Source organism: Actinomycetota bacterium, assembly GCA_019347575.1.
Lineage (GTDB): Bacteria > Actinomycetota > Nitriliruptoria > Nitriliruptorales > Nitriliruptoraceae > JAHWKY01.
The window spans coordinates 1-11,878 of record JAHWKY010000023.1 but is presented as its reverse complement, the minus strand read 5'-3'; the positions used below and the strand labels follow the sequence as shown (position 1 = coordinate 11,878).

8 protein-coding genes are annotated in these 11,878 nt (G+C 71.0%); 4 read left to right on the top strand and 4 right to left on the bottom strand.

Annotated elements, in window-relative coordinates; translation table 11 throughout:
* Positions 1–150: 150 nt before the first annotated feature.
* Positions 151–1,746, bottom strand: coding sequence for a thiamine pyrophosphate-binding protein (locus KY469_15120; protein ID MBW3664430.1), 1,596 nt, complete (start codon positions 1,744–1,746; stop codon positions 151–153).
* Positions 1,747–1,901: 155 nt separating this feature from the next.
* On the opposite strand from KY469_15120, the gene KY469_15115 reads away from it, so the two are divergent.
* Positions 1,902–2,270 (top strand): hypothetical protein, encoded by a 369-nt coding sequence (locus KY469_15115; protein MBW3664429.1) that lies wholly within the window; start codon positions 1,902–1,904, stop codon positions 2,268–2,270.
* A gap of 19 nt (positions 2,271–2,289) precedes the next feature.
* Here KY469_15115 and KY469_15110 read toward each other — a convergent pair whose 3' ends face one another.
* Positions 2,290–3,744 (bottom strand): aldehyde dehydrogenase family protein, encoded by a 1,455-nt coding sequence (locus KY469_15110; protein ID MBW3664428.1) that lies wholly within the window; start codon positions 3,742–3,744, stop codon positions 2,290–2,292.
* A 111-nt stretch (positions 3,745–3,855) separates the two neighbouring features.
* Here KY469_15110 and KY469_15105 point away from each other — a divergent pair, with 111 nt between their 5' ends.
* Positions 3,856–4,377 carry a pyridoxamine 5'-phosphate oxidase family protein gene (locus KY469_15105; protein ID MBW3664427.1) on the top strand — a complete coding sequence of 174 codons (522 nt, stop codon included), beginning with the start codon at positions 3,856–3,858 and terminating at the stop codon, positions 4,375–4,377.
* Positions 4,378–4,444: 67 nt separating this feature from the next.
* Positions 4,445–5,611: an FAD binding domain-containing protein gene (locus KY469_15100; protein MBW3664426.1), complete on the top strand. Its 1,167-nt coding sequence runs from the start codon at positions 4,445–4,447 to the stop codon at positions 5,609–5,611.
* A 107-nt stretch (positions 5,612–5,718) separates the two neighbouring features.
* Here the strand turns inward: KY469_15100 and KY469_15095 are convergent, their stop codons facing one another.
* Complete coding sequence (locus tag KY469_15095) at positions 5,719–8,463, bottom strand: hypothetical protein (GenBank protein ID MBW3664425.1); 2,745 nt, start codon at positions 8,461–8,463, stop codon at positions 5,719–5,721.
* Between the two features lie 256 nt (positions 8,464–8,719).
* Between KY469_15095 and KY469_15090 the strand changes: the two genes are divergently transcribed.
* The gene (locus tag KY469_15090; protein MBW3664424.1) at positions 8,720–10,714 is read left to right on the top strand and encodes a hypothetical protein; all 1,995 of its coding nucleotides are present in this window, start codon (positions 8,720–8,722) and stop codon (positions 10,712–10,714) included.
* Positions 10,715–10,782: 68 nt separating this feature from the next.
* Here KY469_15090 and KY469_15085 read toward each other — a convergent pair.
* On the bottom strand, positions 10,783–11,878 hold a 1,096-nt coding region (locus tag KY469_15085; GenBank protein ID MBW3664423.1), incomplete at its 5' end, for a hypothetical protein.

Genomic DNA, 11,878 nt, shown 5'->3' with positions numbered 1-11,878 from the left:
GACCCGCCGCACAGCGCCCCGCTCCTGCGCGCCCTGCCCCGCCCCGCCCTCGCTGCGTGGAGGTTCTGCCTCACATGTGAGCACAGGTCTCCACGGAGCCACGGTCTCCGCCCCGCCGACGTCGGCCCTCCGGCGCCGCCGACGTCAGGCTCAGCCGCGGGTCACGGTGATGACGTGGCGGTACGACGAGGGGTCGACGCGCGCGTCGATGAGCACCGGGCCCCGCTCGTGCGCGGCGAGCACCCGCTCGAGGTCGGCGCGGGTGGTCACCACCGTCGCGGGCAACCCCATGCCCTCGGCAACGGTGGCGAAGTCGGTGCCGCGGTAGCGCACCGCGGGCTGACCGCCGTGCCGTTCGCCCTGCTTGATCTCGATGAGGCTGAGCGCGGCGTCGTTGAACACCACGACCGTCAGGTCGAGGTCGAGCCGTACGATCGTCTCGAGTTCGGACAGGATCATGCCGAGCCCGCCGTCTCCCGTGAACGCGACCGTGCGCCGCCCCGGCCGGGCCAGCGACGCGGCGATCGCCGCGGGGATCGAGTAACCCATCGTCGCGAGGCCGTTGGAGATCAGCAGGCCGTGCGGCTCGGTGACCGTGACCATCGGGACGGCGACGAGCATGTGGGCGCCCGCATCGACGGTCACGGTGGCGTCGTCAGGGGCCCAGTCGTCGATCGCCTCGATGACATCGGCCGGGTCGAAGCGGTCACCGGACGGGACGCGCAGCGAGGTCAGTGCGTCGCGACGGAACCTCGCCGCCTCGTCGGCGTCCCAGCCATCCGCGACCACCGCGGGGCGCAGCTCGGCCAGGCTCGCCCCGACCGGGCCCACGAGCTCGACCGTCGGCAGGTAGTAGGGCTCGTCCATGTGCCACGGCAGCAGCGACACGACCGGGGCGGTGTAGGTCCACGGCTTGGGGATCAGCTCGACGGGGTCGAGACCGACCGCGAGGATCAGGTCAGCAGAGTCGATCAGGGGCCGCTCGATCGTCCCGTTCGTGAAGACCCCCGCCGCGTGGGGTGAGCGGTCCGAGACCATCCCGCGCGCCTGGTAGGTGGTCATGACCGGGCAGCCGGTGGCCTCCACGAACCCGCGCACCTCGGCCACCCACGGCCACGCCTCGGTGCCGGCCAGCACGACCGGTCGGTGCGCGGACGCCAGCAGCTGCTGCGCGCGCTCGATCGCCGCAGGGTCGGCCGCGGCCGCCAGCATCGGGACCGGCGGCGGCGCGTCGCTGCGGACGCCGGGGTCGAAGTCGAGGTGCACCGCCCCGGCCGGCTGCGCCAGCGCGACCGCAACCGCGGCCCGCGCCAGCGCGTCGCCATCCGCCCCGATGGTCGCGCTGAGCTTGGTCGCCGGCGCGAACAGCGCGCGCTGGTCCACCCGCTGGTGGGGAACCCACGCGGCCTGATCGGCCGTGACGGTGTCGGTCACCAGCACGAGCGGGGCGCGGTCGAGCGTGGCCTGCAGAGCCCCGTTGACCGACGACGCCGCGCCAGGGCCACGGGTCATCGTGGCGACACCGGGCTGGTCGCGCAGCACGCCGTACGTGCCGGCCATGATGCACGACGAGGTCTCGCCGTGAGCGAGCACGAACCGCAGGCCGGCCTCCTCGGCGGCACCGACCAACTCGAGGTTGGCGCCCCCGCCCGGCACCCCGAACATCGTGTCGGTCCCCGCAGCGGCCAGCGCCCCGACGATCGTCGCGGCTAGCTCGCGCTCGGGACCGTCCGCCGCCGCGCTCACGCCGCGACCGCTGGCAAGGCGCCGGAGGAGGTCGTACCGGAGCCGTACGGACGACGACGGCAACACCGCCAGCGGCGAGCTCGGCCGGTCAGGCGGAAGCATGTGTTGCGCACAGGCCACCTAGGCTGGCCGGGAGCGACGGGAAGGTGGTGGCGATGCCCGAGGTGCTCGAGGAAGGCACGTTCGACCGGTCGGAGTTCGCGGACGAGCTCGAGGCCGCGCCCGAGAACCGCGAGATCGGGTCGAAGGTGCTGTTCGAGAACGAGCGCGTCCGCGTCTGGGAGGTGCGATTGCAACCCGGCGAGCGGGGCGCGTTCCACATCCACGACCGGGAGTACTTCTGGACCGTCGTCGACGCGGGCATCGGCCGGCAGCGCTCCGACGACGGCACCCTGAAAGTGCGCCGGTACGACGAGGGCGACACCAGCTACCAGCGCAACTCCCCCGAGGACTCGATGATCCACGACTTCGAGAACGCCGGGGACAGCCAGATCCGGTTCATCACGGTCGAGTTCCTCGACTAGTTCCTCGACGGACATGTTCTCAGCTCGGTCGGACGCGCACGGCCACGGTCTTGACCTGGGTGTACTCGCGCACCGCCTCGACGCCCTTGTCGCGCCCGAACCCGCTCTGCTTCCAGCCGCCGAACGGCATCTCGACCCCCCCGCCGGCGCCGTAGGTGTTGACGAAGACCTGGCCGACCTCCAGCTCGCGGGCGAGCCACAGCGCGCGATCGACGTCGCGGGTCCACACCGCCGCGACCAGACCGAAGCGGCTGTCGTTGGCGATGCGCAGCGCCTCGGCCTCGTCGTCGTAGTCGAGCACCGCCAGGACGGGCCCGAAGATCTCGTCCTGGGCGATGTCGTTGCCGCTCTCCACGTCCACGAACAGCGTCGGCGGGACGAAGTAGCCGTTGGTGAGGCCGTCCCCGCCGGCGCGCTCGCCTCCGGTGACGAGGGTGGCGCCCTGCGAGCGGCCGCGCTCGACGTAGCCGACGACGCGCTCGAGCTGCTGCTCGGAGATCAGCGGGCCGAGGTCGGGATCCTCGATGCCCCGGCCCATGCTGACCACCCCGAACGCGTCGGCCAGCGCGTCCACCAGGTCGCCACGGATGGTGCGGTCGACGACCACCCGCGACCCGGCGGAGCACGTCTGGCCGGCGTTCTGGATGAGCGCCTTGACGATGAACGGCACCGCCGCGTCGATGTCGGCATCGGCCAGGACCAGGTGGGGCGACTTGCCTCCGAGCTCCAGCCCGACCGGGGTGATGTTGTCGGCCGCCGAGCGCATGACCTCGCGCCCCACCTCCGGTGAACCGGTGAACGCGATGTGGTCGACGTCGGGGTGGCGCACCAGCGCGGCACCGGCCTCCTCGCCGATCCCCGGGACCACGTTGACGACTCCCGGAGGCAGCCCCGCCTCGAGCGCGAGCTCACCGAGGATGACCGCCGTCATCGGGGTCTCCTCGGCGGGCTTGAGCACGACGCAGTTGCCGGCGGCCAGCGACGGGGCGAGGGTCCGCGAGGCGATCTGCAGGGGGTAGTTCCACGGCACGATGTGGCCGGTCACGCCGTAGGGCTCGCGGGTGGTGAAGGCGAACACCTCCGGGGAGACCGGGATGGTGTCACCCTGGATCTTGTCGGCGATGCCCGCGTAGTACTCGAAGTACTTGGCCGCCACGGACACGTCGGTGCGGGCCTGGCTCAGCGGCTTGCCGCTGTCGAGCGACTCCAGCTCCACGAGCTCGTCCTCGCGGGCTGCGATCGCCGCGGACAAGCTGCGGAGCAGCCGGGCACGGTCGAACACGGGCAGGTCACGCCAGTCACTGCGGAACGCTGCGCGGGCCGCCCCGACCGCCGCGTCGATGTCGGCGGCCCCGCCGCGCGCGACCGACGCGAGCTCGTCGCCGGTCGCCGGATCGTAGGTCACGAACCGCTCGCCGGAGGCGGCGGGGCGGGACTCGCCGCCGATCACCAGGTCGTAGCGCTCGCGGGCCACCGCTCCTCCTCGGTCGATCGGTCGCGCAGCGAGCCTAAGCGCTAAGTGGTGGCCCGGTGCAGGGCATCCCGGGCTGGTCTAGTGTGAAGGGAGTTGGAGCGAGGAGACGCGATGGCTTTCACCGTAGGCAAGTTCCGCGATGTCGCCGAGGGCACCGGCGCCGGACAGTTCACGGTCGTGGAGGAGGAGGAGATCTCCAGCCTCACCGACCTGCCCGACGTGTACCGCCAGCTCATGGACGATCCGGTCACGGCGATCATCGCCGTCACCGCGCCCAACGGGCGGCCCGCGCTGAACCCGATCTGGTTCGACTACGAGGGCAACACGCTGCTGCTGAACTTCGCCGAGCACCGCAAGAAGACCGGCTGGCTCCGCGACAACCCCAAGTTCACGATCTGCCTGATGAACCCAGAGAACCCCTACCACTGGCTGAGCATCTGGGGCACGGTCACGAACGAGGTCCACGAGGACGACCCCGAGGAGGGCAAGCGGGCCGCGGAGCACGTGGACCGGATCTGGGTCAAGTACACCGGCAACGAGCCGCCCTACGGGTTGCGTGACCCCTCGATCGACGAGCGTCGCGTGCTGTTCGAAGCGAGGGTGGACAAGGTGACCACCTTCGGCCGGCCGTAGCCGGGGGCGCAGGACGATCGCGACGGGCCAGGCAGGCGAGAACCGGACCGCGCACGAGGGTCTGCGTGTGGCCGTCGTCGGCGGGTCCCTCGGGGGGCTGACCGCCGCGCTGGTGCTGCGCGACAGCGGCTGCGACGTCGAGGTGTTCGAGCGGTCCACCGCGGAGCTCGAGGCGCGCGGGGCGGGGATCGCGGTGCTCGACGCGACCGTGCGCTACTTCGTCGAGCACGACGTGCTCGATGTCGAGACCGTCATCACCGCGACCCCGAAGGTGCGCTACCTCGAGCCCGACGGCAGCGTGCAGTTCGAGGAGGACCGCCGCATCCGGTTCTCGTCGTGGAACACGATCTACCGCGCGCTGCTCGACTTGTTCGGCACCGACCGCTACCACCTCGAGAAGGAGATGATCGGCTTCGAGCAGACCGACGGCAACGTCGAGGTGCGCTTCGAGGACGGCACGTCTCACGGGTGCGACCTGCTGGTGTGCGCGGACGGGATCGCCTCGACGGCGCGGTCGCTGCTGCTGCCGCAGGTCGAGCCGGAGTACGCCGGGTACGTGGCGTGGCGTGGCACCGTCCCGGAGGCCGAGCTGACCGAGGCCACGTTCGAGGATCTACGCGACGCCATCACCTACCAGCTCGTGCCCGACAGCCACATCCTCGTCTACCCGATCCCCAGCATCGAGGGCGAGCTCGAGCCGGGGCGCCGCCTGATGAACTTCGTCTGGTACCGCAACGTCGGGGCGGGCGCGGAGCTCGAGGACCTGCTCACCGATCGCGACGGCCGCCAGCACAGCACCTCGCTGCCGCCGGGCGCGCCCCGTGACGAGTTCGTCGACGAGATCCGCTCGTTCGCCGAGCACCACCTCGCCCCACAGATCGCCGAGGTCGTGCTCAGGACCGAGGCGACGTTCGTGCAGGTGATCTACGACATCTCGGTGCCGCGGATGGCCTTCGGCCGGGTGCTGCTCATCGGCGACGCGGCCTTCGCGGTGCGGCCGCACGCCGCGGCAGGCACCGCGAAGGCAGCGGAGGACGCGTGGATCCTCGCCGATGTCCTGGTCGAGCACGACGAGCTGGGTGACGCGCTGGCCGACTGGGAGCGGCGCCAGCTGCGGCTGGGGTCGGAGCTGCTCGAACGCGCCCGCGCCATCGGCAACCGCTCGCAGTTCGAGGACTCCTGGGTACCCGGCGACCCCGAGCTCGCTTTCGGTCTCTACGGGCCCGGTGAGTGACGGGAGTTGGACGACCCGCGCCCCGGCCGTAGCGCCATCCGCGGCTGCCCGAGCCGCGACGGGCCTGAAAGCCGGTCGCGTCTCGTTGGACTCGAGACGCGGAGCGGTCAGGTGCGCTGGTAGTCGACGAGGTTGAGGAAGATCTGCCAGGCCGAGAACGACAGCGCGTAGGACGCGACGCCGAAGCGCATGTCACGCGGGCCACCGGGGGCGAAGTTGGGGTCAGGGAACATCGCCCCGGCGATACGCACCACGCCGTCGCCGACCGCGTGTTCGCCGAGCGCGGTCTGCCCGGATCCTTCGCCCACGAACGTCGACGCGGTGCACTCCGCCGGGTCCGTCTTGGTGCAGCCGGTCTCCCACGCGGTCCGGTCGACCCAAGCCTGCTGCATCCGTGCCACCGGTTCGATGGCGTCGAGACCGTCGTCGAGGTTGCCATCGGGCGAGTAGCCGAGCGGGGTCGGCTCGACCGCGACGCGGGTGGTCCCGCCGGCGGTGCCGGGCAGGCACACGTCGGCGAGCAGCGGGTCGACGTTGCACGTGTCGCCGCGCCCCTGGACGTCGAACTCGTAGCGGGCGGCGAGGCCACGGCCCGCACCCGCGTTGCCCGTGGCCACCGACCCCAGTGGCACGACGCCCAACTCCTCGGCCGCGACCAGCGCCCCGTCGGTCAGCACCAGGTTGCCCCCGCCCTCCGCGAACGACCGCAGCGCCGCGAAGTACGCGTCGGCGACCGCCGCGGACAGACCGAGCTTCCCGGTCAGGAACCCACGCTCGCCGATCCGGTTGACGACCACCAGCGAGTCGAAGACGTCCAGCACACTCGGGTCGGCCGCGATCTGCTCGACCGAGACCGGCTCCACCTGCAGGTTCGGATCCGCGATGTAGTCGTTGAGATCCTCGAAGAAGTCCATGGAGGACGCGGAGAAGGCGGCCTGTCCCGGATCCTCCTCCGCCGTCACCGGGTTGAAGTCGATCCGGATGCGAGCCGGCTGCCCCGCGGAGCTGCCCAGCCGTACGCGCCAGCGCCCCGGTTCAGGGTCGTTGGCGGTCACGATCTGGCCCGCCTGCAGGTAGATGATCGACTGGTTGAAGTCGCTGGCGACGGTCTGCCACTGGCCCTCCTCGTCGAGACGCTCCAGGAAGACGCTCGCGATCGTGCCCGCCGAGATGCCGGTGGCGTGCAGGTGGGTCGTGGTCACGGTGATACCGCCGTTCCAGATCCCTTCCGCCGGACCGCGCACGTCGAACTCCACCCAGGGCGTCCCGCCTCCCTGGTAGGTGACGCCCTTGCACGGCAGCGTGGCGTCGATGTCGACGCCGAGGGTCGACTGGCACGGCACCACGACGTCGATGTCGTTCTGTGCTGGGTAGCCGGGGTTGTCGAGGCGGGGCGCACCGTCGCCCTCGATCCGCACCGGGTTGCGGACGTAGCCGATCCTGCCCGTCGGCTGGAGCAGGAAGTCCTCGTCGGTCTCGGACAGCATCGAGGCGATCTGGGAGTAGATCAGCCCCTTGTTCCCGTCGATGTGCATCTGCTCGTTGATCGGCTCGAACACGTTGTTGGGCGCCAGGTGCGACAGCGACATCTCGTTGTCGATACCGACCGCCCCCAGGCCGATGGCGTCGTTCTCGTACCAGTCCGCCATCGCGCCGGACACCTGGTAGCCGATGGTGTCGATCACGGTGCCCCACTGATCGGCCACGTCGAACAGGGTGCCGATGTAGGGCGACCACGCCAGCCGCTGGGTCTGGTCCTCCCAGGTCCGCAGCGACTGGTCGACGGTGGACAGGTTCTTGCGGTAGTCGCGCTGTCCCGCACCGAGGAGGGTGAACGAGTACGCCTCGGCGACCAGCTGGCCGTGCAGGTCGATGCCGCCCGCGAAGCGCTGGCCGAGCGGTCCGTCGGGCGAGATGGTGTCGCGGATGCCGCGCAGCACCTCGGTGAACGCCTGAGTCTCCGGCTCGGAGGCAGGCGAGTACGGCCGGTAGACGTAGCCCTGCCCGGGCCAGTCGCGGTTCATGTCCACGCCGTTGCCGTTGTAGCGCTGGTAGAACACGCCCGGCGTGTAGTTGAGGTTGGGGGAGCCGTCCCGGATCTCCGCCGGATCGGCCTGACCGCGCGCCCAGCCGTCGGGGTTGGCGAGCTGGAAGTAGATGACCGAGCGCCGCAGCGTCTCGCCCGCCGTGGGTACCGGCCGATCGGTCTGGCCCTCGACGATGGGCTTGGGGAACGGCCCCTCGATGGCGCACGCCGGCGTGTCCTGCTGGTACTCCTCACGCTCGCACGCGGCCCAGGTCACCAGATCCTCGAGGGCGCGCACGCCGCCCTCGACGCCGGCCCGCTCGATGCCGTGGATCGACAGCCCGTACACGAAGTGCAGGCGGTGCGACTCGGGGATCTCGGAGGTCGAGTCGGTGACCTTGAGCAGGTACAGCGGCCGCCGGTCGCGGCTCAGCACCTTGGCGGTGCCGTCATCGATGGTCACCGTGCGGGGGATGCCGGCGGACCGGAAGTCGGGATCGTCGTAGGCCTGGTCGAGACGGATGACCGACACGAACTCGGGGAAGCGTTGCTGCAGGAAGCGCGCCCCGTCGATCACCTCCTGGTAGGACAGGAACTGCGTGGCGCAGGCCCGCCCCTTGGCCCAGGGGGAGACGTTCGGGGGTGTCTGCGGCAGCCCGTACGACAGGCACCCGTGGGGGTCGGACCACACCCGGGCCAGAGCCTGGTAGGCCGGCTCGTTCGTGGCCACCAGGGTCGGTCCGGTCCGAGCGCTCGTGACAGCCAGCGAGGTGACCGCCAAGGCGAGCACCGTGATCGACGACAGCCAACGGTGACGTCCGCGCATCGTGCATCCTCCCTCTGCTCCTCCACGTTCGTGAGCGAGGAGGAGCACGCTCTCTCCCGTACCGGCTCCTTCGACGTTGACCCGCGAGAACCCTTCCTCGATGTACGGAGGATCCATGACGCGGCCACGTCATGGCCGTACCTGGACACAACCCGACCCGTAGCGGGGACGAGCTTGAGTGGGGGTCCGCCCTGCCGACGTGAGAGACGACTCCACGAGGGGACCCGGACGCGTCCCCCGTGCGCTCGGGGGATCGGTGGGACACGCTCAGCTCTCCGCATCGCGGTTCGGTCGGCGCCCGCGTGTGCGCGGCGCGGTCGTCGTTGCTGCGCTGGCGCTCGCGACGCTCGGACTGCTCGCGCAGCCCGCGACGGCACAGGACGCCGACGACGGCCTGATCGTCGACGCGACGTCCACCTACCGGCTCGACCCGCCCGCGCAGCTCGTCCAAGTCACGATGGAGCTGTCGCTCACCAACACGATGCCCTCTCGCGTCAGCACCTTCTACATCGAGACGCCGTACGTCGACAGCTTCGCCATCCCCACCATCGGTCCTGTCGCCAACGCCGTCGCACGCACCTCGTCGGGGCGGGAGCTGACCGTGAGCGTCCGCGCCGAGGAGGACGGTGTCTCGCTGGTCGACGTCGACCTGTCACCCAACCTGGTGCACGGCGCCCCGCAGTCGATCGTGGTCGAGTTCGACCTGCCCGGCCAGCCCGCCCGGTCGGAGTCGGTCACCCGCGTCAACGACGCGTTCGCGAGCTGGTTCGTCTTCGCTCCGGGGGATCCAGGCCGCATCGACATCGTCTTCGACCTCCCCGAGTCGTTCCACCTGTCGCTGTCGAACTCGCTGCACGGGCTGCGCGGCGAGGTCGACCAGCAGGACGGCCGCCGCATCCAACGCTTCGACGACCTGGCCCACCTCGACGATGCGCTGCTGGTCGCGTCCGCCCGTGACGACGACCGCCTCGTCGTCCGCGAGGTGTCGATCGGCGACGCCGAGGTCGCCGTCAAGGCGTGGCCCGGCGACGACGCCTGGGCGGCGTTCGCGACCGAGACCGTCGAGCGTGGCCTGCCCGCGCTGATCGAGCTCATCGGCGCTGACCTGCCCGAGGACGAGCTGACCGTGCTGGAGTCCTCGGCGAGCTACCACGTCGGCTACGCCGGCTTCTACGTCCCCGAGCTGGCGTTGATCGAGGTCGGCGACGAGCTCGACGTGCACACCCTGCTGCACGAGCTGACCCACGTGTGGTTCAACGACGAGCTGTTCACGCAGCGCTGGATCTACGAGGGCCTGGCCGAGACCATCTCCAACCGCGCCGCAGCGCAGCTCGACGAGGAGAGCCTGCCACCCGACCCGATCGATCCCGCCGCCCCCGGTGCCCGTCCGCTCAACGACTGGACCGAGGTCTTCGCGTTCGATGACGAGGACTTCGCGGTCGAGGAGTTCGCCTACAACGCGTCGTACGCGGTGGTGCAGCAGCTCGCCGACGAGATCGGCGACGACGGGCTGCGCGACGTCATCGCGGCCGCGCTCGCCGGTCACATCGCCTACCAGGGCGACGGCGATCCCGAGAAACTGCGACGGCTGCGCGACTGGCGCTACCTGTTCGACCTGCTCGAGCGGGTGGGCGGGTCGGAACGGGCCGAGGAGGTGTTCGTCGCACACGTCCTCAACGACGGTCAGGCGCGGATGCTCGACGCACGAGCCGCGGCACTGGTGGTCCACGACGAGCTGGTGGCGGCCGGTGGCGCGTGGAGCGCCCCGCTCGCGGTGCGCGAGAAGCTGGCCCGCTGGGAGTTCGGACCGGCCGAGGAGCGCGCCGCCGAAGCGCACGCCGTCCTCGAGCGCGTCGCCGCGCTCGCGGCGGCCACCTCGGAGGTCGACGCCGACCCCAGTGACGCGATCGAGCCCGAGTACGAGTCCGCCGGGGACCTCGACGAGCTCGGGGCGCTGCTCGACCGCTACGAGTCGGTGGGCGACGACCTCGTCGAACTGGACGCGCGGCGGCGGGGCGCCAACCCCATCGCCCGGATCGGGCTGGTGGGCACCGAGGGGCTCGACGGCGCCACCGCCGCCTACGTCAGCGGCGACCTCGACGCAGCCGTGACGGCGCTCGCGCAGATCGAGGCGCTCGTGGACGGCGCGACCGGTCGGGGCGCGCTGAGACTCGTCGCGCTGCTGCTCGTGCTCGCGGCGGTCGGGGCGCACCTCCGCCTGCGGGCGACACGCCGGCGCACCTCGGTCTGACGCGCCGGGTCAGTACGACGGAGGGGTGGCGGGAGACCCGCCACCCCTGACGCCGGACCGACGTGCGGTCACCGGGTGGGATCGGTGAACACCCACAGGCCGTGGTCGCGGTCGCTGCCGAGCACGTACGTCTCGCCGTCCCGGATGAACGTCTCGACGCCCCAGAAGTTGTTCCCGTTCTCGTCGAGGTAGCCGCCGGTCTCGACGAGCTCGCAGTTGGTGGCCTTCTTGCCCTTGCACTGGATCTCGACGGCGCGCATCCCACCCGCGTAGTACGACAGGTACGCCGCACGCGCGTCGGTCGGGTGCGTGGCGACCTCGTGCACCGACAGGTCGCCGGAGTCGAGCGCGTGCGCCTCGCTGTGCGCTTCCGGGATCGCGTACTGGTCGAGGTCCTGCATCGTCTCGGCGTCGAACAGGTGCACGTAGCCCCACCCGTCGAACACCGCTTCGACGAAGATCTCGTGACCGATGTCCCCGAGGACCGGGTCGGCCTCCGGGTACGCGCTGCTGACACTGTCGAACAGCTTGTGGAAGGCATCGTGGGTAGTGCAGACCGCGACGACCGGCTGGGTGAAGGCACCGGAGCCGCAGAACGGCGCGGTCGGGCTCGCCGCCTCGCCCGCGTGGTGGTTCACGAACAGCACCGCGTCGTAGCCAGCCGCCACCGCCTGGTCGGCCTTCTGGCCCGGGAAGCACGGATCCTCCGGGGCGCTGGGGTCGTTGACCGGACCCCGCTGGATGACCGCGATGCGCTCCTCCCCCGGGTCGAGCGTCAGGCTCGAGGGGGGAGGCGGCACCGCCGCCGAGTCGGGGCAGGCGTAGCCGACGTACACGGTCGGTCCGTTCAGCTTCTTGTCGGGCAGGAGCGTCACCGGCGCGGCGCCACCGACCGCCACCGACGGGTAGGTGCCCGCGTTGGGTCCGGTGGTGATCTGGAAGTCGCCGACCGCGTAGGGGGCGAAGTCCTCGTCGGTCGCGATGAAGAAGCGGTCGTCGGCGGTGAACTCGGCCTGGTGGCCGTTGCCCTCCGGCGGCAGCTCGATGCGGGTGCGCTCCTTCAGCAGCGGGTCGATGGCCTGGTAGTCGGTGTCGCCGAGGAACTCGGCGTTCGTCGGGTCGGTCACATCGAGCTTGACGTAGCCGCCGTCCCAGTACGACACG

Coding starts and splice junctions, on each gene's coding strand:
- KY469_15115 (MBW3664429.1), top strand. CDS start 1,902: ATGCCCGAGGTGCTCGAGGAAGGCACGTTCGACCGGTCGGAGTTCGCG.
- KY469_15105 (MBW3664427.1), top strand. CDS start 3,856: ATGGCTTTCACCGTAGGCAAGTTCCGCGATGTCGCCGAGGGCACCGGC.
- KY469_15095 (MBW3664425.1), bottom strand. CDS start 8,463: ATGCGCGGACGTCACCGTTGGCTGTCGTCGATCACGGTGCTCGCCTTG.